Source organism: Streptomyces sp. NPDC053673, from assembly GCF_055585225.1.
On record NZ_JBVJKN010000016.1, the window covers coordinates 162,806 to 182,923 of the forward strand.

Below are 20,118 nucleotides of genomic sequence, written 5' to 3' on the forward strand. Positions count from 1 at the left end.
GGCCGGTGATGTCTCCCCGCCGGCTTCTGTCTCTGCCCGCCGCCGCAGTGCTGCTGGCCGCTGCGGGCTGTTCCTCCACGGACGCTCCCGCGTCGATCACGGTTCCCGCTCCTCCCGCCGAGGAGAAGACTCTGTGCCGGGCACTGCACAAGGCGCTGCCGGAGTCCGTGGCCGGCGAGGGCCGTCGGGACCCCGAGCCGCGTTCCGAGCTGACCGCCGGGTGGGGGGACGCCGCGATCGTACTGCGCTGCGGCGTCCCCCGGCCCGCGGGTCTGCTGAGCGAGAAGGCGGACGGGGTGGTGGTGAACGGCGTCGAATGGTTCGCCGAGGAACTGGCGGACGGTGCCCGGTTCACCACCACGTACCGCAAGGCCTATGTCGAGGTGACGCTGTCGAAGCGGTTCACCGACGTGGGACCGCTGACCGAACTGGCGGGACCGGTCGAGAAGACGGTCCCGCCACGTTTCGAGGCGGTCCCCGGCGCACCGCGCGCCTCGGGCGCCCCTTAGGTCCTGATCCGGTCCGAGCCTGATCCGGTCCGATCGACCGGACGGACACGACCTAGCGCAGGCCCGTCGAGCGCCGCAGCGCCGCCTGGATCAGCCGGTCGACGAGCTCCGCGTAGCCGACACCTGTCTCCTGCCACATCCGCGGGTACATGGAGATCGGCGTGAAGCCCGGCATGGTGTTGATCTCGTTGATCACGAACTCGCCGTCCTCGGTGAGGAAGAAGTCCGCGCGGACCAGCCCCTCGCAGGACGCGGCCTCGAACGCCTCGATCGCGAGCCGCCGCACCTCGGCGGTCTCCTCGTCGGTCAGCGGCGCGGGCACGAGTCCGGTCGCCGAGTCGATGTACTTGGCCTCGAAGTCGTAGAAGTCGTGCGAGGAGACGGGCGGGATCTCGGCAGGCACGCTGGCGCGGGGGCCGTCCTCGAACTCCAGCACTCCGCATTCGATCTCGCGGCCGCGCAGCAGTGCCTCGACCAGGATCTTGGGGTCGTGGCGCTGGGCCTCGGCGATGGCCTCGTCAAGACCGGAGAGGTCGTCGACCTTGGTGATGCCGATCGAGGAGCCGGCGCGGGCGGGCTTCACGAAGAGCGGCCAGCCGTGCTCGCCGGCGAAGTCGACGATCTTCTTGCGGGCGGCGGAAGGTTCCTGCGCCCATTCACGGGGCCGGATCACCTCGTACGGGCCGACGGGCAGACCGAAGGAGGTGAAGACCCGCTTCATGTACTCCTTGTCCTGGCCGACGGCCGAGGCGAGGACGCCCGCGCCGACGTACGGGATGCCGGAGAGTTCCAGCAGGCCCTGCAGAGTGCCGTCCTCGCCGTAGGGGCCGTGCAGCATCGGGAAGACGACGTCGACCTCACCGAGCGCCTTGGGCACGGAACCCGGCTCGCTGTAGACCACCTCGCGGTTGGCCGGGTCGACGGAGAGGACGACGCCGCCCTCGGCCGATTCGGCGAGGTCGGAGACGGAGGGCAGCTTCCGGTCGGCGATGGCCATCCGGTCCGGCTCGTCGGCCGTCAGCGCCCAGCGGCCGTCCGCCGTGATGCCGATGGGCAGCACGTCGTACTTGGTCCGGTCGATGGCGCGCAGTACGGCGCCGGCCGTCACGACGGAGATCGCGTGCTCGGAGCTGCGGCCGCCGAAGACGACCGCGACGCGCGGCTTGCGGCGCGCCTCGCCTCCGGTGGAGGCGAGGTCGTGGCTGTGGGAGGGGTTCTCGCTCATATCGCGACGAGACTACCCTGCGCGTTCCGCCCGCCGAAGGGGCGCGCCCCGCCCCTTCCCGGACCGGGGCCCCGGCCCGGGACCCTGCACGCCCTTCGGAGCCTGCCGCAGGACGGGCCCGTAACGCACCGGTGCCGTCCGGGTGGCCCGGGTGTCCGTCCCGGACAGGCTCTGAGAGGTGTCCGTCCCGGACAGACCCTAGTGCCGCTCGGGCTTCGCGCTGCGCGACATCAGTTCCTTGAGCGCGACGACCGGCGGCTTGCCCTCGTGGACGATGGACACGACGGTCTCGGTGATGGGCATGTCGACGCCGTGCCGCCGGCCCAGATCCAGTACGGACTCACAGGACTTGACGCCCTCGGCGGTCTGCTTGGTGGCGGCGATGGCCTCCTGGAGCGTCATGCCGCGGCCGAGGTTGGTGCCGAAGGTGTGGTTGCGGGAGAGCGGCGAGGAGCAGGTGGCGACGAGGTCGCCGAGTCCGGCGAGGCCGGAGAAGGTCAGCGGGTCGGCGCCCATGGCGAGGCCGAGGCGGGTCGTCTCGGCGAGTCCGCGCGTGATGAGGGTGGCCTTGGAGTTGTCGCCGAGGCCCATGCCGTCCGCGATACCGACAGCGAGACCGATGACGTTCTTGATCGCGCCGCCGAGTTCGCAGCCGACGACGTCGGTGTTGGTGTACGCACGGAAGTACGGGGTCATGCAGGCGGACTGCAGCCGCTGGGCGACCGTTTCGTCGGCGCAGGCGACGACCGCGGCGGCGGGCTGGCGTTCGGCGATCTCCTTGGCGAGGTTGGGTCCGGTGAGGACGGCGACGCGCTCGGCCGGGGCCTTCGCGACCTCCTCGATGACCTCGCTCATCCGCTTGGCGGTGCCGAGTTCGACGCCCTTCATCAGGGAGACGAGGACCGTGTCGGGGGCCAGCTTGGGCGCCCATTCCGTGAGGTTGGCGCGCAGGGTCTGGGAGGGCACGACGAGGACGGTGAAGTCCGCGTCGCGGGCGGCCTCGGCGGGGTCGGTGGTGGCCCGTACCGCCTCGGGGAGCTGGAATCCCGGCAGATAGTCGGGGTTGGTGCGCGTGCTGTTGATGGCGTCGACAAGTTCTGCGCGGCGGCCCCACATGGTCACCTCGCAGCCGGCGTCGGCGAGCACCATGGAGAAGGCGGTGCCCCAGGATCCGGTGCCGAACACGGCGGCCTTGACGGTGCGTGTCACTTGGTTCCCTCCCCGGCGGCCTTCCGCCGCTGTTCCGCGCGGGCCGTGCGGTGGTCGTACGGCTCGGCGGGTGCCTTCTCGCCTCGTACGTCCTCCAGCAGTGCGGTGATCGCGGCCATGATGACCTCGGTGACCTCGCGCAGCACTTCGGGAGTCGGCTCCAGGCCGTGGAACCGGGAGAGGTCGACGGGAGGTCCCGCCTGCACGATCAGCGTCTTGCGCGGGAACAGCTGGAGCTTGTTCTCCTTGGCGTACGGCGGCATCGCCAGGTTGGCGCCCCACTGGGCGACCGGGATGACCGGCGCCTTGGTGAGCAGGGCGATGCGTGCGGCACCGGTCTTGCCCGCCATCGGCCACATGTCGGGGTCGCGGGTCAGCGTGCCTTCCGGGTAGAACGCGACGCATTCGCCGCGCTCGATGGCGTCGACGGCGGCGCGGAACGCGTCCAGGGCGTTCGTCGTCTCGCGGTACACGGGAATCTGACCGGTGCCGCGGAGCATCGTGCCGACGAAGGAGCCCTTGAAGAGCGCGGCCTTCGCCAGGAAGCGCGGGACACGTCCGGTGTTGTACTGGAAGTGCGCGTAGGAGAGCGGGTCCAGATAGGAGTTGTGATTCACCGCCGTGATGAATCCTCCGTCGGCCGGAATGTGCTCCATTCCTCGCCAGTCCCGCTTGAACAGAACCACCAACGGCGGTTTCGCGATGACCGCCGCCAGGCGGTACCAGAAGCCGATTCTGCGGCGGGACACTCGGACACCTTCCTCTTTGGACCTGGCTGCTGCCTGGCTGCTGGGGGTCAAGTGTCGCCCCAGGCCCCTGGTCTGTCGAGAACACGGTACGCCCCGGCTTCGCGACCGAGGCCGCGGGCCGCCGTGCGGGCAGGCGACAATGGGCCCGTGCACTGGTCACTGGTCGTTCCGCTGAAGCCCCTCGCGCTGGCCAAGAGCAGGCTGGCACAGGCCATGGGCGGTGCGATGCGCCCGCAATTCGCACTTGCCTTCGCCCAGGACACGGTGGCGGCGGCGCTGGCCTGCGCCGCGGTACGTGATGTGGCGGTCGTCACGGACGATCCGGTGGCCGCTGCCGAGCTGGCCGCGCTGGGTGCGCGTGTCGTGCCGGACACGCCCGGTGCGGGGCTCAACGCGGCGCTGGCGCACGGGGCCGAGGCGGTGCGCGCGGTGCGCCCGGGCGCGGCGGTGGCGGCGCTCAACGCGGATCTGCCGGCGCTGCGGCCTGCTGAATTGACGCGGGTGCTCACGGTGGCCGCGCATTTCCCGCGGGCTTTTCTCGCGGACGCCGCAGGAATTGGCACGACATTCCTGTCGGCCACGCCCGGCACAAAATTGCACCCGGCTTTCGGCGGGAGTTCGCGGCACCGGCATTTGACCTCCGGGGCTGTGGAAATCGAATTGGACGGCGTCGAGTCGATGCGCCGCGACGTGGACACCGGGGAGGATCTGCTGGCCGCGCTCACGCTGGGCGTGGGGCCGCGGACGGCCGCGCGGTGCGCGACGGCGCCGATGCCGGGCGCCCGCCACGAGGGCGTCTAGGGCGTGTCCGGTGGATCTTGCTGGGCAGCCTGATCCACCGGACAGGCCCCAGAGCGTGATCCACCGGACACGGCCTGGACCCCGCCGCAGCGACGGTGCGCCCTGCACGTGGTCCCGGAGAAGCCCGGTTCCACCTGGTGGGCCCGGAAGGTGTACGTCCTCGATCGGCCCGGGTCTGCGTCTCAGTCACCGAACGGACTGCTTCGGAGCGGTTGGGGTCCCCCGGGCGAAGCTCTGAGGGAGATCGAGGACCGCGCGGGCCCGCCACAGGCGCCCGAGGCCGGGCCGCCCATGCGTGCCCGTTACGCTCTGGGCATGCAGGCGACCGCGTACACGTACGACTCAGAGACCCGCAGCGGAAGTGTGCTGCTCGACGACGGCACGCCGGTGGAGTTCGACGCCGCCGCGTTCGACGCCGGCGGGCTGCGGCTGCTGCGGCCGGGACAGCGGGTGCGGATCGAGACCGAGGGCAAGGGCGATGCCCTGCGGATCACGCTGGTGACGCTGCAGACGCTCTAGGGCAGAGGCAGACGCAGCAGCAGACGTGGATGTCGATGCAGACGCGCCGCGGGCCGGGCTCCCCTCAAGGAGTCCGGCCCGTCGCGTGAGTGGCCCTGTGCTGTTGCGCCGCTTACTTCTTGCGGGCGGTGGCCTTCTTGGCGGTGGTCTTGCGCGCCGTGGCCTTCTTCGCGGGCGCCTTCTTGGCAACCGCCTTCTTGGCGGGGGCGGTCTTCTTGGCCGCGGCCGCCTTCTTGGCGGGGGCCGCCTTCTTCGCCGCCGCCGTGGTCTTCTTGGCAGCGGCCTTCTTCGCCGTGGTCTTCTTGGCGGTCACCTTCTTGGCGGGAGCGGCCTTCTTGGCCGTGACCTTCTTCGCCGCGGCCTTCTTGGCCGTCGCCTTCTTCGCGGCGGCCTTCTTCGCGGCCGCGCCGACCTGGAGGCTGCCCTTGGGGGCCTTCTTGACGGCGACTTCGCCGCCCCTGGGGAGCTTCTTGGAGCCGCTCACCAGGTCCTTGAAGCCCTGGCCCGCGCGGAACCGCGGTACCGAGGTCTTCTTGACCCGCACGCGCTCACCCGTCTGCGGGTTGCGGGCGTAGCGGGCTGGGCGGTCGACCTTCTCGAACGAGCCGAAGCCGGTGACCGAAACCCGGTCGCCGCCGACAACCGCGCGGACGATCGCGTCGAGTACCGCGTCGACAGCATCGGCGGCCTGCTGGCGGCCACCCATCTTGTCGGCAATCGCTTCTACGAGCTGCGCCTTGTTCACGTCTTCCCCTTCGGAGACATTGCCGGAACGAAACTGTTCAAGCTTTTTCGCACGCTAGGCAGATATATACCGCAAATCAAACACGAAACGGGCTAATCACCCTAGTGCCGCAACGAAGTCGACCGTCGCGGCCACGCGGCGGAGCCGCATATCGGCCCAGTCACCGGGTGGTCAGTCGCCTTGGGGGAAACGACCTTCGTCGAGGTCGTTCATCAACCGGTCCAGACGCCTTGCGGCGTCTTCGAGATCGTGCTTCGCCGCGGCCGTGATGACCAGCAGCTTCCGGGACAGCGCCATCCTTACGCCCTCCGGGACTTGCAGTTCGCGCACTCGTGTGTGCGCCTCCTTCAATCGGGCCGCGACTGCCTCGTAGAGCTCGAGTTGGCTGTCACGTTCCATGCACCGATTGTGCCATCTGGGGCGAGTTGTCGCCCGACAGGGTCTCAACAAGCGGCTGCGCCCTCCACCGGACGGTGAAGGGCGCAGTACGGGAAAAGCGCTGCTCAGACCTCAATTGTACGAGGCTTGAAGGCGGGCCTGGACGCCTCGTAGGCCGCGATGTCCGCTTCGTTCTGAAGGGTGAGGCTGATGTCGTCGAGTCCGTTCAACAACCGCCAGCGAGCGTTCTCGTCCAGCTCGAAGTCGGCGGTGATGCCTGCCGCGCGGACCTGGCGCTCCTCCAAGTCCACGGTGATTTCCGCGCTCGGGTCGGACTCGGTCAGCTCCCACAGCCGGTCCACCGTCTCCTGCGGCAGAACCACGGTCAGCAGCCCGTTCTTGAGCGAGTTGCCGCGGAAGATGTCGGCGTAGCGGGCGGAGACGACGGCCTTGAAGCCGTAGTTCTGGAGCGCCCAGACGGCGTGTTCGCGGGACGAGCCGGTGCCGAAGTCGGGACCGGCGACCAGCACCGTGGCGCCCTGCCGCTCGGGCTGGTTGAGGACGAAGTCGTCGTTCTTGCGCCAGGCCTCGAACAGTCCGTCCTCGAAGCCGTCGCGGGTGACCTTCTTCAGCCAGTGGGCCGGGATGATCTGGTCGGTGTCGACGTTGCTGCGGCGCAGCGGGACGGCCCGGCCGGTGTGCGTGGTGAAAGCTTCCATGGTGTTCAGACTCCGGCGGGCGTACGGGTGGCAGACAGGTCGGTCAGATCGGCGGGCGAGGCCAGATGGCCGAGCACCGCGGTGGCGGCGGCGACCTGCGGCGAGACCAGATGGGTACGGCCGCCCTTGCCCTGCCGGCCCTCGAAGTTGCGGTTGGAGGTGGAGGCGGAGCGCTCACCGGGGGCCAGCTGGTCGGGGTTCATGCCCAGACACATCGAGCAGCCCGCATGCCGCCATTCGGCGCCGGCCTCCTTGAAGACCTTGTCCAGGCCCTCCTCGACGGCCTGCAGCGCGACCCGTACGGAGCCGGGGACGACCAGCATCCGTACGCCGTCGGCGACTTTGCGGCCGTCCAGGACCGAGGCCGCGGAGCGCAGGTCCTCGATACGCCCGTTGGTGCAGGAGCCTACGAAGACGGTGTCGACGTTGATGTCGCGCAGCGCCTGTCCGGCGGTCAACCCCATGTACTCCAGGGCCTTTTCGGCCGCCAGCCGCTCCGAAGCGTCCTCGTACGAAGCCGGGTCGGGGACGTTCGCCGACAGCGGTGCGCCCTGGCCGGGGTTGGTGCCCCAGGTGACGAACGGGGAGAGCGAAGCGGCGTCGATGAAGACCTCGGCGTCGAATACGGCGTCGTCGTCGGTGCGCAGGGTCTTCCAGTACGCGACCGCCGCGTCCCAGTCCTCGCCCTTGGGGGCGTGGTCGCGGCCCTGCAGATAGTCGAACGTGGTCTGGTCCGGGGCGATCATGCCCGCCCGGGCGCCGGCCTCGATCGACATGTTGCAGATGGTCATGCGGGCCTCCATCGAGAGCTTCTCGATGGCGGAACCGCGGTACTCCAGGATGTAGCCCTGGCCACCACCCGTACCGATCTTGGCGATGATCGCCAGGATCAAGTCCTTGGCGGTGACGCCGTCGGGCAGCTCACCCTCGACGGTGATCGCCATGGTCTTGGGGCGGGCCATCGGCAGCGTCTGGGTGGCCAGCACATGCTCGACCTGCGAGGTGCCGATACCGAACGCCAGAGCGCCGAAGGCGCCGTGCGTGGAAGTGTGCGAGTCGCCGCAGACCACGGTGGTGCCGGGCTGGGTCAGGCCCAGCTGCGGTCCCACGACGTGGACGACGCCCTGCTCGACGTCGCCCAGCGGGTGCAGCCGGACGCCGAACTCGGCGCAGTTCTTGCGCAGGGTCTCCAACTGCGCGCGGGAGACGGGGTCGGCGATGGGCTTGTCGATGTCGAGGGTCGGGGTGTTGTGGTCCTCGGTCGCGATGGTGAGGTCCAGCCGCCGCACCCGGCGACCGCTCAGACGGAGACCGTCGAACGCCTGCGGGCTGGTCACCTCGTGCAGGAGGTGCAGATCGATGAAGAGGAGGTCGGGCTCGCCATCGGCGCGCCGGACGACATGGTCGTCCCAGACCTTCTCCGCGAGTGTCCTACCCATCGCTTTCCCTCCGGCCCGGCAGCGCCGCCGGGCCCAACTAGAGATCGATTGCGTCGCCGTCCGCACCTCGGAGACGTCATTGGTGCCGGGCGGGGGACGCTGGCCCTTGTGCGGCCGTACATCCAGGTTCGCAACTTCTCGGAGAAATTGAACTTGCGTTTCACAGAGTGAGACGTGAATATCGTTGCATGGACAACTCTAGCGGCGTCGGCGTTCTCGACAAGGCAGCTCTGGTACTGAGCGCCCTGGAGTCCGGTCCGGCCACCCTCGCCGGGCTGGTCGCGGCGACAGGGCTTGCACGACCCACGGCACATCGCCTTGCCGTGGCTCTGGAACACCACCGGATGGTGGCGAGGGACATGCAGGGCCGGTTCATTCTGGGCCCGCGCCTGGCGGAGCTCGCCGCGGCGGCGGGCGAGGACCGGCTGCTGGCCACGGCGGGACCGGTGCTGACTCATCTGCGCGATGTGACCGGCGAGAGCGCACAGCTCTACCGCCGGCAGGGAGACATGCGCATCTGCGTGGCGGCCGCCGAGCGGCTGTCCGGACTTCGGGACACCGTCCCCGTCGGCTCCACGCTCACGATGAAGGCCGGCTCCTCGGCCCAGATCCTGATGGCCTGGGAGGAGCCCGAGCGGCTGCACCGCGGCCTGCAGGGCGCCCGCTTCACGGCGACGGCCCTCTCGGGCGTGCGGCGCCGCGGCTGGGCCCAGTCGATCGGCGAGCGCGAGCCGGGTGTCGCCTCGGTCTCGGCGCCCGTCCGCGGCCCCTCCAACCGGGTCGTGGCCGCGGTCTCGGTCTCCGGCCCGATCGAGCGTCTGACCCGCCACCCTGGCCGTATGCACGCCCAGGCGGTCATCGACGCGGCCGGCCGCCTCTCCGACGCGCTGCGCCGAGCGGGCTGATCCCCGGCGGCTTCACCCCCGGACCCCCGGTACGCCCTGCGGGCGCGGCCACGCAGGAGCCCGGTACCGTCCGGCCGGCCCGGGTGTCCGTCCTCAATCGCCGGACGGGCTTGCTGCGTGCCCCGCACCGGACAGCGGGCCGGAGCCTCCGTCCTCGAACGCCGGTCGGGCTCAGGATGAGTCCGACCGGCGTTCGAGGGGCGGGGTCCGGGGCGGACCCCCGGGAGGTCGTGGCTCAAGCCGCCTTCAGCCGGTCCGCCGCATGGTCCCCGCGCCGGCCGACCGGGACGACACCGGTCGCCTCCCCCAGGCCGAACGCGGGCATGTTGACGTAGACGGACTCGTACGAGCCGGCTGGGACGATGTATGTCTCGTGCCAGAAGCCGACCTTGCCCCGCCCGTCGCGCATCCGCCGGTTGAAGGCCGCCCAGGCCGGGCGGTGCTCCTTGTCCGGCGCGGACGCGTAGGCGAGCAGCTTCTCGGCGGACTCCCAGTACTGCACGGTGTAGATCACTCTCGGCCCGCCCAGCAGCAGCCGGTAGCCCAGGAGTCCGCTGTCCTTGTCCTTCGACAGCTCCTTCAGCATGCGCGGCATGGCCGTGAACGTCGGCCACCAACTCCGCACCGCGCGGAAGCTGTTGATCCGCATCCCGATGAGAAAGACGGTCACTCCGTCCTGCGACTCCGCCGTCATGCGCCCCTGAATCGGCTGCTTGCTCATTGCGGTTCCCCTTTGCGAGGATCATTGGATAGTGGAGCTATCTACTGATTGGATAGTGCCACTCTCCAATGAAGGGCGCAAGGGAAATGAGACTGGCAGAGCTCAGCGAGCGCAGCGGCGTCCCCACCGCCACGATCAAGTACTACCTGCGTGAGCGACTGCTGCCGCCCGGCCGGCGGGTCAGCGCCACCCAGGCCGAGTACGACGAGGAGCATCTGCGCAGGCTCCGGCTGGTCCGGGCACTGATCTCGGTCGGCGGGATACCTGTGGCCACCGCCCGTGAGGTCCTCGCCGCCGTCGCCGACGACACCCTCGATCACCACATGCGGCTCGGCGCCGCCGTATGGGCACTCCCCCACGGTCCCGAGCCGGACGAGGAGGATCCCGCCACGAAGACGGCCCGCCGGACCGCCGACAGGCTCCTGGACCGGCTCGGCTGGAACTTCAGCAGTGAGGTGGGCGCCGAGTCACCGCCGTATCGGATGCTGGTCTCCGGGATCGCCACGATGCTGCGGCTCGGCTACCCCTGCGATGTCGAGCAGCTGCTCCCCTACGCCGACAGCGCCGGCCAACTGGCAGTCAGCGACCTGGACTTGGTGGAGCGGTACGAGGCGGAGGAGGAGCAGGTGGAGGCCGCGGTGGCGTTCACCGTGCTGTACGAGCCGGTGCTGCTGAGCCTGCGCCGACTGGCCCAGGCCGAGGAGTCGAACCGTCGCTTCGGCTGAGACATGCCCCTCGGCCGAGACGCACGAGAAAGGCCCTCCCCTGCTGGGGAGAGCCTTCTCTTCACGTACCCCCGACCGGATTCGAACCGGCGCTACCGCCTTGAGAGGGCGGCGTGCTAGGCCGCTACACAACGGGGGCAAGATCTTGATCCATGGACTGGATCCGCTGGGCTACCAGGACTCGAACCTAGACTAAATGAACCAGAATCACTCGTGCTGCCAATTACACCATAGCCCATGGTGGTATAGACCAGTACCCCCGACCGGATTCGAACCGGCGCTACCGCCTTGAGAGGGCGGCGTGCTAGGCCGCTACACAACGGGGGCCCTAGCGATCCTGCATCGGTGTCATCGGGAGCGACCCTGGTGACACCGCGGGAAGGATCTGTACCCCCGACCGGATTCGAACCGGCGCTACTGCCTTGAGAGGGCAGCGTGCTAGGCCGCTACACAACGGGGGCTTTGCAGATGAGCTCTGCGAGCTGGCCTACCAGGACTCGAACCTAGACTAACTGAACCAGAATCAGTCGTGCTGCCAATTACACCATAGGCCACCAAAACTCAACCCCCCTGCGGGGGTTTCGTTCGGGTTGTGCGCTTTCGGTTCCGGGCTTTCGACCCGCTCCCCTCGGCGCAGGAAGAACATTACCTGAAGGTGGACGGCGCTCCAAAACGGGTATCCGGCCGCAGCAGGCCGGGCAGCTCCTCCAGACCGGTGATCCGGATCAGCTCCGGCCGGCCCCCGAGCCCGCCGCGATCCAGCCAGATGCCGGTCAGACCCGCCGCGACGGCTCCTCCCGCGTCGATGTCCGGCTGGTCTCCGACATACGCGACGACCTGCGGCGCCAGCCCGAGCGCGTCGCACGCGGCATGGAAGGCAGCGGCCTCGGGCTTGGCGATTCCCAGCTCGGCCGCGCACACGACCGCCTCGAAGCGGTCCCGTACGCCGAGCACCGTCAGCTTGCGGTGCTGATTGTGGATCGAGGAGTTCGACAGGACGCCGTGCCGGAAGTCGGCCGCCAGCAGATCCAGTACGGGCAGGGCGTCGGGAAAGAGCCGCCAGGCGGCCTCGTAGTGCGCGAGGTAGCGGGCGAACCACTCGTCGGCCTCGGCATCGCTCATGCCGAGCACCCCGAGAAAGTCCCGCACCCGGTCCCGCCGCTGCTCCTCGAAGTCGACACCACCGGCCTCGAAGCGCCGCCAGTGGATCCGGGTGAGCTCCTTCCAACGGGCGAGGGCCTGGTCGACGGAGCCGTACCCGTTGACCAGGCCCTCGGCCTGAAGATGCCGCTCCATGCCGGTGCGGTCGGCGCCGGCATAGTCGAAGATCGTGTCGTCGATGTCCCAGAGGACGGCTCGGATCGGCATGATCCGAGGCTAGCCCGGCCCGGCCCCGGCTGGGGGCTCGGGGGTCATCCCCCGAAGAATGCAGCGTCGATGTCCCAGAGGACCGCTCGGATCGGCATGATCCGAGGCTACGCCGGTGCAGTGACCGCCTCCCACGGGAGGACGAAGAAGCCCAGGGCCTGTGCGGGGGGGGATCCTGGGCGCCGGTCTGACCCACCGGACAGACCCTGGCCGCGGCCTCCGACAACGACGGAGGGGCGGCAGCCGTACCGGCTGCCGCCCCTGAAGGCCGTACGGGAACCCCTTACGCCGCCAGCTTCGCCAGCGCCGCGTCGATGCGGGCCAGCGTGCGCTCCTTGCCCAGGATCTCCAGGGACTCGAAGAGCGGCAGACCCACCGTGCGGCCGGTGACCGCGACGCGGACCGGGGCCTGGGCCTTGCCGAGCTTGAGGCCGTGCGCCTCGCCCGCGGCCAGGACCGCCTCCTTCAGCGACTCCGGGCTCGTCCAGTCCGCGGCGTCCAGCTTCTCGCGGGCGGTGCGCAGCAGGGCGTCCGAGCCCTCCTTCATCGCCTTCTGCCAGGACGCCTCGTCCTCGACCGGCTCCTCCAGGAAGAGGAAGTCGACGTTGGCGGTGATGTCGGAGAGGACCGTGAGGCGGGTCTGGGCGTACGGGGCGATCGCCTCCCAGGCGGCCCGGTCGAAGTCCTCGGGTGCCCAGTTGGCGTGCGGGGCCGTCAGCCAGGGCTCGCAGGCCTCGGTGAACGCCTTCACATCGAGCCGGCGGATGTGGTCCGCGTTGATCGCCTCGGCCTTCTTCAGGTCGAAGCGGGCCGGGTTGGCATTGACGTCCGCGATGTCGAACTTCTCGATCAGCTCGGCGACCGTGAAGATGTCCTGGTCGGCCGAGAACGACCAGCCCAGCAGGGAGAGGTAGTTGAGCAGGCCCTCCGGGAGGAAGCCGCGCTCCCGGTAGAGGTTGAGCGAGGCCTGCGGGTCACGCTTGGAGAGCTTCTTGTTGCCCTCGCCCATCACGTACGGCAGGTGACCGAAGGCCGGGATCTCCTTGGCGACGCCGAGCTCGATCAGCGCCTTGTAGAGCGCGATCTGGCGCGGGGTGGAGGACAGCAGGTCCTCACCGCGCAGCACGTGCGTGATCTCCATCAGCGCGTCGTCGACGGGGTTGACGAGCGTGTAGAGGGGGGCTCCGCTGGCCCGGACGATGCCGTAGTCCGGCACGTTCTCCGGGGTGAAGGTGAGCTCGCCGCGGACCAGGTCGGTGAAGGTGATCGGCTCGTCGGGCATCCGGAAGCGCACGATCGCCTCGCGGCCCTCGCGCACGTAGACGGCCTTCTGCTCCTCGGTCAGGTCGCGGCAGTGGCCGTCGTAGCCGGACGGCTTGCCGGCGGCGCGGGCGGCCTCGCGGCGCTGGTCCAGTTCGGTGACACTGCAGTAGCAGTGGTACGCGTAACCACCGGCGAGCAGCTTCTGCGCGATGTCCTTGTAGAGGTCCATGCGCTGCGACTGGCGGTACGGGGCGTGCGGGCCACCGATCTCGGGGCCCTCGTCCCAGTCGAGGCCGAGCCAGCGCATCGAGTCGAGCAGCTGGTTGTACGACTCCTCGGAGTCGCGGGCCGCGTCGGTGTCCTCGATACGGAAGACCATGGTGCCCTGGTGGTGCCGGGCGAACGCCCAGTTGAACAGGGCGGTGCGGACCAGGCCCACATGGGGGTTGCCGGTCGGCGAGGGACAGAAACGTACGCGGATCGCGTTAGCCACGCTTGATCACCTTGTTGGTGAGAGTGCCGATGCCTTCGATGGTGACGGCGACTTCGTCGCCGACGTTGAGGGGGCCGACCCCGGCGGGGGTGCCGGTGAGGATGACGTCCCCGGGAAGGAGCGTCATGGCCTCCGTGATGTGGACGACCAGATCCTCGATGGAGCGGATCATGTCGCTCGTACGACCCAGCTGTCGCTGCTCGCCGTTGACCGTGCACTGGATGGCGAGGCCCTCGGCGATCGCCGCCGGGTCGAGGCCGGTCTCCACCCAGGGGCCGAGCGGGCACGAGGTGTCGAAGCCCTTGGCGCGGGCCCACTGCTTCTCGCGCTGCTGGGCGTCACGGGCAGTCACGTCGTTGGCGCAGGTGTAGCCGAAGATGACGTCCTTGACGCGTTCGCGCGGGACCTCGCGGCACATCCGGCCGATCACGACGGCGAGCTCGGCCTCGTGGTGCAGCTCGTTGGAGAAGGAGGGGTACTCGATCGCGTCGCCGGAGCCGATCACCGAGGTGGTGGGCTTGAAGAAGGCGACCGGGACCTCGGGCACCTCGTTGCCGAGCTCCGCCGCGTGCTCCGCATAGTTGCGGCCGATGGCCACGACCTTGTTGGGGAGGACGGGCGGCAGCAGCCGGACCTGGCTCAGCGGGACCTTCGTGCCCGAGAGCTCGAAGTCCGTGTAGGGAATGCCCTTGATGATGTCGAGGACGAGACCGGACGGGTCGCCGGTTCCCTCCCCCTCGACCGCGCCGAAGGCGACATTGCCGTCGATGGAGAATCTGGCGATGCGCACGGGTGCCTCGCGCCCCTCTACTTCCGCTGGCTGGAGTCTGACGCTCCAGGCTAACGCGCGAGAGGGGCCCGACCTCCCGTATTACGGCGCCACCGGGGCGTCCATGAGGGTGGTGCGGCGGGGGTTGGCGGTCCGGGCGGGGAGTTCGGCCGACTGTTCCGGCTGGACCTCGCGCTGCAGTTCGTCGGCGTCCTCGAGGTGCGCCAGCGTCGTGCGGCGGGGGTTGGCTATGTTGCGGAACATCATCGTCGTCTTCATCGCTCGCCTAGTCAGAGTGCCGTTGCTTGTAAAGCGTCAGGCTAAACATCCAATTGCCTGCGAAAGCATGGGGGACTCAACGATCTCCATGTGAGTTTGCTCACGGCTTGGCGGTTAATTCCGTCATTTCGGACAGCAAGTGACCCCACTGGAAACGGACATTGCATAGCTGAATGCGCCATTCCGCTCCTGATCATGTCGACTGGGACACCCCCCACCCGTAAGCGACTCGTCAGCAAACGTCCGATTCATCCAGGATCACTTTCTACGGTTCGTGACACGTTGCTCACAACGTGTCACTCAGGTCACAGCCCGGTACACGGCTCTTGTTGGAGATCCGGCACTGTGCTGGAATTCCACGCACCGCCGCGGGTTTCAGACCGGCGCGCAGGGGGCGCAACGCAGCGCCGAGTGGCGGCGGGAAGGGGGAGGAGCGCCGGTCACTCCACGACCACCATGGGGCGCCTCCACCGCCCCACGACGCCGACACCGTCCCGCCGTTCTGCGGAGGGACGCCTGGTCCAGAGGTTGCGACGCTAGTGCAGGGACGATTCAAGAGGGATGGCAGCGCTGCGGCTGAACAGGAGTCGCACGGCGGGACCGACCGCGGCTCCTCGCCCCAGCACACCCAGAACCAGGGACCGGCGGGCGATGGCGGTGATCACGGGCCGCGCTCCGGTGCGAGCGCTGCGGCCGCTCCCGAGTCCGCGGACCGCCCCAAGCCCAAGTCCAAGTCCAAGTCCAAGGGCCCGTCCGACACAGGCTCGCGAATAGCCCTGCGCAACTGGCGCATCAGCACCCGACTGGTCTCCCTGCTCGCACTCCCCGTCGTCGCGGCGACCACGCTGGGCGGACTCCGTATCAACGAGTCCATGAGCGACATCGAGCAGCTCGACCACATGCAGCTGCTCACGAAGCTGACCAAGGAAGCGACCGCCCTCGCCGAGGCGCTCCAGAAGGAGCGCGACCACGCGGCCGGCCCGATGTCCCACCAGGGCGATGTGGCGGCGTTCGACGTCGCCCAGCCGCGCAAGGACACCGACCGCAAGCGGCAGTCCTTCCTCGCCGCGACCGTAAGCATCGGTGACACCTCGGGCGACGACGCGCTGGAGAGCATCCACTCCAACGTCAGTCAGATCGCCCAGCAGGTCAACACGATCAACGAGATCCGCAAGGACGCCTACGACAACGGCGTCACGCACTCCCAGACGGTCACCCAGTACAGCCGTCTGATCGAGTCGCTGCTCAGCCTGTCCCAGGACATGGCCCAGGCGACCAACAACCCGGACATGATCAAGCGGACCCGTGCGCTGGCCGCGTTCTCCTCCGCCAAGGAGTACGCGTCGATCCAGCGGGCGATCATCGCCGCCGCGCTCCCCCCGACCGCCAACTCGGTCGGCAGCATGACGGAGAACGACCGCCTCACCGGTGAGGACGCCCGTACCAACGAGGGCACCGAACTGGACTCCTTCAAGCGGATCTACTCCGGACTCGGCGGTGACGTCGAGGAGCTGACGAAGCCGCTCGAGGACGGCAACACCGAGATCTCCGAGGCCAACGACTACGCGACCCGGGTGCTGCGCACTCCGGGTGGTCTCGAGCGCGGGGAGCGCCGCACCTACAAGGACTGGACCGACCAGGCCGACACCAAGATCGACGCGATGAACACCATCGAGAAGACGCTTCTCGGTGAGATGGAGAGCAAGGCCCGCGAGCTCAAGCAGGAGTCGCAGCAGGACGCCATCATCAACGGTGCGCTGATCCTGATCGTGCTCGGTGTGTCGCTCGTCGGCGCCTTCGTCGTGGCGCGGTCCATGATCCGCTCGCTGCGCCGGCTGCAGGACACGGCCACCAAGGTCGCCCAGGACCGCCTGCCCGAACTGGTCAAGCAGCTCTCCGAGTCCGACCCGCAGGACGTCGACACCACCGTCGAGTCCGTCGGTGTGCACTCCCGGGACGAGATCGGCAAGGTGGCCGCGGCCTTCGACGACGTGCACCGCGAGGCGGTCCGCCTCGCCGCCGAGCAGGCCCTGCTGCGGGGCAACGTCAACGCGATGTTCACCAACCTCTCGCGCCGCTCCCAGGGTCTCATCCAGCGTCAGCTGTCGCTGATCTCCGAGCTGGAGTCCCGCGAGGCCGACCCGGACCAGCTGTCCTCCCTGTTCAAGCTGGACCACCTCGCGACCCGTATGCGCCGTAACGGCGAAAACCTCCTCGTCCTCGCGGGCGAGGAGCCGGGCCGCCGCTGGACCCGGCCCGTCCCGCTCGTCGACGTGCTCCGTGCCGCCGCCTCCGAGGTGGAGCAGTACGAGCGCATCGAACTGGCCGCCGTCCCGGCGACCGAGGTCGCCGGCCGCGTCGTCAACGACCTCGTGCACCTCCTCGCCGAGCTGCTGGAGAACGCCACCTCGTTCTCCTCTCCGCAGACCAAGGTCCGGGTGACCGGCCACGCGCTGCCGGACGGCCGCGTCCTCGTCGAGATCCACGACACCGGTATCGGCCTCTCCCCCGAGGACCTGGCCGCGATCAACGAGCGGCTCGCGTCGCCGCCCACCGTGGACGTCTCGGTCTCCCGCCGCATGGGTCTGTTCGTGGTCGGCCGCCTGTCCCTGCGGCACGGCATCCGGATCCAGCTCCGCCCCTCCGACTCCGGTGGTACGACCGCGCTGGTCATGCTCCCCGTCGATGTCGCGCACGGCGGCAAGAAGCCCCCGGCCAAGCCCGGTGCCGGTGGCCAGGGCGCCGTGCCGCAGGGGCCCACGGGCGGCGGTCGGCTGACCGGCGGTCCGGGCTCGGCCGGGGGCGGCCGTCCCGGTCTCGGCGGCGGTCCTTCGGCCGGCTCCGGCGGGCTGCTGGGTTCCGGTGCGCCGCGCGGCCAGGTCGGCGCCGGATCGGCTCCGCGTGCGGCCCTTCCCGCGCGCGACGGTGCCCCCTTCCAGGGTGGCCCGCAGCAGGGCGGCCCGGGGCAGGACGCCGCGCGCCAGGACTTCTCCCGTCAGGGCGGCACCGCCCCCGCGGGTGGGTTCGGCGCGGACAGCGGCCGCGGGCGGCAGGGTGCCACTTCGGCACCGGGCGCGCAGGACCGTAATGAATCACGTCAGTCCGGGCTGACCGGCCAGGGCGGCCGTGGCCGCAACTCCGGCCGGCACACCGCCCAGGCGGGCGGCGACCGCGGCCGTCAGCTGCCGTCGCCCGGTGCCCCGCGCGCCGAGCTGCCCGGCAGCGGCCCTCAGGCGCAGCGCCCGCAGGCCACCAGTTGGGGCAACGAGCAGCCGTCGGCCCCGCAGCAGCGTCCGCCGCTCGACGCCCCGCGCGGCCACGAGGAGCCCGAGACCACCGGCCAGTACGCCCGCCCGATGGGCGCGGCGGGCGACCGGCAGGGCCCCGGCTCCACGGCCGAGTTCGCGCGTCCCGACGCTGGGGGCACCACCCGTGCCGAAGGCTACGGGGGAGGCCCCCGCCCCGGCGGACAGGACCCGGCGGCCACGGAGCAGTTCGCGCGTCCGGACTTCGGGGCCGCCTCCCCCACCGGAGGCTACGGCGGACAGCAGCGTCCCCCGGCGCCCGCGCACGGTCAGCCGGGAGCCCCGCGCCAGCGCGGCCGGGACACCGCCGATTTCGGCGCCCCGCGTCCGCCCGCCGCGAGCCTGCCCGCGCAGCCGCAGCCGGAGGCACTGCCGCCGGCCGGCCCGGGTGACGGCCGTACGCCGCTGTACGACACGCTGGAGACGAACTGGTTCCACGGCGGCCCGGGCGGACAGGCCGGCGGGGGCGCACAGCCCCCTGCCGCACCGCAGCAGCCGCCCGCCGGGCGTCCTGCCCAGGCGATGCCGCCGCGCCGTCCGGCCGGTGGTCCCGCGGGCCAGCAGGGCCAGGCCGGGCAGACCGGCCAGCACAACGCGAGCGGTGCCGCCTGGCGCACCTCGCCCAACGACGAGCTGGTGCGCCAGGCCGAGCGGATCCGCAAGCCCGCGGCCGGCGGTATCACCACCTCGGGTCTGCCCAAGCGGGTGCCGCGCGCCAACCTGGTGCCCGGGACGGCGCAGGAGCAGAACCACCAGTCCGGTCCTCAGGTCTCCCGCGCCCCCGATGACGTTCGGGGCCGGCTGACCAATCTCCGTCGGGGAATCCAGCAAGGTCGTCAGGCGGGCGGCTCCGGCAACACCGGCAGCTTCAACGTCGGCCCCACTCACCAGCAGGAGCGTTAGTTGAGCCCGATGAGCCAGGCGGCGCAGAATCTGAACTGGTTGATCACCAACTTCGTGGACAACACCCCTGGGGTGTCCCACACCGTGGTGGTCTCCGCCGACGGACTCCTGCTGGCGATGTCCGAGGGGTTCCCCCGCGACCGAGCCGACCAGCTGGCGGCCGTCGCATCCGGTCTGACCTCGTTGACCGCGGGCGCGTCCCGCATCTTCGAAGGCGGGCCCGTCAACCAGACCGTGGTGGAGATGGAGCGGGGGTTCCTCTTCATCATGTCGGTCTCGGACGGCTCTTCGCTGGCCGTGCTCGCCCACCCTGACTGCGACATCGGTCTCGTGGGCTACGAGATGGCCCTGCTGGTCGACCGTGCCGGTACTGTCCTCACCCCGGACCTGCGTGCCGAGCTCCAGGGAAGTCTGCTGCACTAGAACCCCCCTCAGGACGCCTGCCGCACAAAGGTGTGCGCCCCAGGTAAAGCCCCGGTACCCCTCATACCGCCTACTCACCGTCAGGCCGCCCCATCCGGCCCCCCACCGGCCCAGTCAGACGGCACAGCCGACCACTTGCTGTCACGCCCGGAGGATTCATGACCCCGCCCCCCGCCTCTCACGATCCGTACGGTGTCTCCATGGACGCCGACTACGGACTTGAAGGCGACCAGCCGCTGGTTCGTCCGTATGCGATGACCGGCGGCCGGACCCGGCCGCGCTACCAGCTCGCCATAGAGGCGCTGGTCAGCACCACGGCCGACCCCGCACACCTCGCGACCCTGCTGCCGGAGCACCAGCGGATCTGCCACCTGTGCCGCGAGGTCAAGTCGGTGGCGGAGGTGTCGGCGCTGCTGTCGATGCCGCTCGGTGTGGCCCGGATCCTCGTGGCCGACCTGGCGGAGGCGGGGATGGTGGCGATCCACCAGCCGGGCAACGGAGAGGCCGGCGGCACGCCGGACGTGACACTGCTCGAAAGGGTGCTCAGTGGACTTCGCAAGATCTAGCGGCGGAGCTGCCCGCTCAACCACCAGCGCGAAGATCGTGGTGGCGGGCGGCTTCGGCGTGGGCAAGACCACGTTCGTCGGCGCCGTCTCGGAGATCAACCCGCT

20 protein-coding genes, 5 tRNA genes and 1 pseudogene are annotated in these 20,118 nt (G+C 69.9%); 9 read left to right on the forward strand and 17 right to left on the reverse strand.

Annotation, left to right across the window (positions count from 1 at the left end; genetic code table 11):
- Nucleotides 1-8: 8 nt before the first annotated feature.
- Entirely contained in the window at nucleotides 9-509 is a 501-nt protein-coding gene (locus ACZ6ZQ_RS23185; protein ID WP_469770427.1) for a DUF3515 domain-containing protein, read from the forward strand.
- 52 nt (nucleotides 510-561) lie between these two features.
- On the opposite strand, the gene ACZ6ZQ_RS23190 is transcribed toward ACZ6ZQ_RS23185, so the two are convergent.
- The 3 genes from ACZ6ZQ_RS23190 to ACZ6ZQ_RS23200 all read right to left on the reverse strand — a co-directional run bounded on the left by ACZ6ZQ_RS23190 (nucleotide 562) and on the right by ACZ6ZQ_RS23200 (nucleotide 3,692).
- Complete coding sequence (locus ACZ6ZQ_RS23190; protein ID WP_469770403.1) at nucleotides 562-1,734, reverse strand: D-alanine--D-alanine ligase family protein; 1,173 nt, start codon at nucleotides 1,732-1,734, stop codon at nucleotides 562-564.
- A gap of 198 nt (nucleotides 1,735-1,932) precedes the next feature.
- A complete protein-coding gene (locus tag ACZ6ZQ_RS23195; protein WP_469770404.1) occupies nucleotides 1,933-2,943 on the reverse strand; it encodes an NAD(P)H-dependent glycerol-3-phosphate dehydrogenase in 1,011 nt (336 codons plus the stop codon).
- Complete coding sequence (locus ACZ6ZQ_RS23200; protein ID WP_469770405.1) at nucleotides 2,940-3,692, reverse strand: lysophospholipid acyltransferase family protein; 753 nt, start codon at nucleotides 3,690-3,692, stop codon at nucleotides 2,940-2,942. The genes ACZ6ZQ_RS23195 and ACZ6ZQ_RS23200 overlap by 4 nt, the downstream gene beginning before the upstream one ends.
- 147 nt (nucleotides 3,693-3,839) lie before the next feature.
- Here ACZ6ZQ_RS23200 and cofC point away from each other — a divergent pair, with 147 nt between their 5' ends.
- Nucleotides 3,840-4,493: a 2-phospho-L-lactate guanylyltransferase gene (cofC, locus tag ACZ6ZQ_RS23205; RefSeq protein ID WP_469770406.1), complete on the forward strand. Its 654-nt coding sequence runs from the start codon at nucleotides 3,840-3,842 to the stop codon at nucleotides 4,491-4,493.
- Nucleotides 4,494-4,808: 315 nt separating this feature from the next.
- On the forward strand, nucleotides 4,809-5,012 hold the full coding sequence (locus ACZ6ZQ_RS23210) for a hypothetical protein (protein WP_351223464.1): 204 nt from the start codon (nucleotides 4,809-4,811) through the stop codon (nucleotides 5,010-5,012).
- Between the two features lie 112 nt (nucleotides 5,013-5,124).
- Here the strand turns inward: ACZ6ZQ_RS23210 and ACZ6ZQ_RS23215 are convergent, their stop codons facing one another.
- From ACZ6ZQ_RS23215 to leuC, 4 genes are all read right to left on the reverse strand, one after another.
- The gene (locus ACZ6ZQ_RS23215) at nucleotides 5,125-5,757 is read right to left on the reverse strand and encodes an HU family DNA-binding protein (protein WP_469770407.1); all 633 of its coding nucleotides are present in this window, start codon (nucleotides 5,755-5,757) and stop codon (nucleotides 5,125-5,127) included.
- Between the two features lie 171 nt (nucleotides 5,758-5,928).
- A complete protein-coding gene (locus ACZ6ZQ_RS23220) occupies nucleotides 5,929-6,156 on the reverse strand; it encodes an SCO5555 family protein (RefSeq protein ID WP_469770408.1) in 228 nt (75 codons plus the stop codon).
- Between the two features lie 104 nt (nucleotides 6,157-6,260).
- Complete coding sequence (leuD, locus tag ACZ6ZQ_RS23225) at nucleotides 6,261-6,854, reverse strand: 3-isopropylmalate dehydratase small subunit (RefSeq protein ID WP_469770409.1); 594 nt, start codon at nucleotides 6,852-6,854, stop codon at nucleotides 6,261-6,263.
- Between the two features lie 5 nt (nucleotides 6,855-6,859).
- Nucleotides 6,860-8,293 carry a 3-isopropylmalate dehydratase large subunit gene (gene leuC, locus ACZ6ZQ_RS23230; protein WP_469770410.1) on the reverse strand — a complete coding sequence of 478 codons (1,434 nt, stop codon included), beginning with the start codon at nucleotides 8,291-8,293 and terminating at the stop codon, nucleotides 6,860-6,862.
- Nucleotides 8,294-8,481: 188 nt separating this feature from the next.
- On the opposite strand from leuC, the gene ndgR reads away from it, so the two are divergent.
- Entirely contained in the window at nucleotides 8,482-9,198 is a 717-nt protein-coding gene (ndgR, locus tag ACZ6ZQ_RS23235; RefSeq protein ID WP_469770411.1) for an IclR family transcriptional regulator NdgR, read from the forward strand.
- A 235-nt stretch (nucleotides 9,199-9,433) separates the two neighbouring features.
- On the opposite strand, the gene ACZ6ZQ_RS23240 is transcribed toward ndgR, so the two are convergent.
- Nucleotides 9,434-9,919 carry a DUF4188 domain-containing protein gene (locus ACZ6ZQ_RS23240; RefSeq protein ID WP_469770412.1) on the reverse strand — a complete coding sequence of 162 codons (486 nt, stop codon included), beginning with the start codon at nucleotides 9,917-9,919 and terminating at the stop codon, nucleotides 9,434-9,436.
- A gap of 86 nt (nucleotides 9,920-10,005) precedes the next feature.
- On the opposite strand from ACZ6ZQ_RS23240, the gene ACZ6ZQ_RS23245 reads away from it, so the two are divergent.
- Nucleotides 10,006-10,644 carry a MerR family transcriptional regulator gene (locus ACZ6ZQ_RS23245; protein WP_469770413.1) on the forward strand — a complete coding sequence of 213 codons (639 nt, stop codon included), beginning with the start codon at nucleotides 10,006-10,008 and terminating at the stop codon, nucleotides 10,642-10,644.
- A gap of 66 nt (nucleotides 10,645-10,710) precedes the next feature.
- Here ACZ6ZQ_RS23245 and ACZ6ZQ_RS23250 read toward each other — a convergent pair.
- The 9 genes from ACZ6ZQ_RS23250 to ACZ6ZQ_RS23290 all read right to left on the reverse strand — a co-directional run bounded on the left by ACZ6ZQ_RS23250 (nucleotide 10,711) and on the right by ACZ6ZQ_RS23290 (nucleotide 14,816).
- A tRNA-Glu gene (locus ACZ6ZQ_RS23250) sits at nucleotides 10,711-10,783 on the reverse strand.
- A 27-nt stretch (nucleotides 10,784-10,810) separates the two neighbouring features.
- Nucleotides 10,811-10,882, reverse strand: a tRNA-Gln gene (locus tag ACZ6ZQ_RS23255).
- A 16-nt stretch (nucleotides 10,883-10,898) separates the two neighbouring features.
- A tRNA-Glu gene (locus ACZ6ZQ_RS23260) sits at nucleotides 10,899-10,971 on the reverse strand.
- Nucleotides 10,972-11,032: 61 nt separating this feature from the next.
- Nucleotides 11,033-11,105: transfer RNA gene (locus ACZ6ZQ_RS23265), tRNA-Glu, on the reverse strand.
- A 21-nt stretch (nucleotides 11,106-11,126) separates the two neighbouring features.
- Nucleotides 11,127-11,198: transfer RNA gene (locus ACZ6ZQ_RS23270), tRNA-Gln, on the reverse strand.
- A gap of 91 nt (nucleotides 11,199-11,289) precedes the next feature.
- On the reverse strand, nucleotides 11,290-12,012 hold the full coding sequence (locus ACZ6ZQ_RS23275; RefSeq protein ID WP_469770414.1) for an HAD family hydrolase: 723 nt from the start codon (nucleotides 12,010-12,012) through the stop codon (nucleotides 11,290-11,292).
- 283 nt (nucleotides 12,013-12,295) lie between these two features.
- Nucleotides 12,296-13,768 (reverse strand): glutamate--tRNA ligase, encoded by a 1,473-nt coding sequence (gene gltX, locus ACZ6ZQ_RS23280; protein WP_469770415.1) that lies wholly within the window; start codon nucleotides 13,766-13,768, stop codon nucleotides 12,296-12,298.
- Nucleotides 13,761-14,558, reverse strand: a complete 798-nt coding sequence (locus ACZ6ZQ_RS23285) for a fumarylacetoacetate hydrolase family protein (protein WP_469770416.1) — start codon at nucleotides 14,556-14,558, stop codon at nucleotides 13,761-13,763. The genes gltX and ACZ6ZQ_RS23285 overlap by 8 nt, the downstream gene beginning before the upstream one ends.
- 81 nt (nucleotides 14,559-14,639) lie before the next feature.
- Nucleotides 14,640-14,816 carry a hypothetical protein gene (locus ACZ6ZQ_RS23290; RefSeq protein WP_469770417.1) on the reverse strand — a complete coding sequence of 59 codons (177 nt, stop codon included), beginning with the start codon at nucleotides 14,814-14,816 and terminating at the stop codon, nucleotides 14,640-14,642.
- A 539-nt stretch (nucleotides 14,817-15,355) separates the two neighbouring features.
- On the opposite strand from ACZ6ZQ_RS23290, the gene ACZ6ZQ_RS23295 reads away from it, so the two are divergent.
- The 4 genes and pseudogenes from ACZ6ZQ_RS23295 to ACZ6ZQ_RS23310 all read left to right on the forward strand — a co-directional run.
- Nucleotides 15,356-19,024: a sensor histidine kinase gene (locus ACZ6ZQ_RS23295; RefSeq protein WP_469770418.1), complete on the forward strand. Its 3,669-nt coding sequence runs from the start codon at nucleotides 15,356-15,358 to the stop codon at nucleotides 19,022-19,024.
- Nucleotides 19,025-19,033: 9 nt separating this feature from the next.
- Nucleotides 19,034-19,447, forward strand: a complete 414-nt coding sequence (locus tag ACZ6ZQ_RS23300; RefSeq protein ID WP_266384487.1) for a roadblock/LC7 domain-containing protein — start codon at nucleotides 19,034-19,036, stop codon at nucleotides 19,445-19,447.
- A 158-nt stretch (nucleotides 19,448-19,605) separates the two neighbouring features.
- Nucleotides 19,606-20,013: a DUF742 domain-containing protein gene (locus ACZ6ZQ_RS23305; protein ID WP_469770419.1), complete on the forward strand. Its 408-nt coding sequence runs from the start codon at nucleotides 19,606-19,608 to the stop codon at nucleotides 20,011-20,013.
- Nucleotides 19,994-20,118, forward strand: a pseudogene (locus ACZ6ZQ_RS23310) (ATP-binding protein); the annotation flags it as partial. The gene ACZ6ZQ_RS23305 and the pseudogene ACZ6ZQ_RS23310, both read left to right, overlap by 20 nt.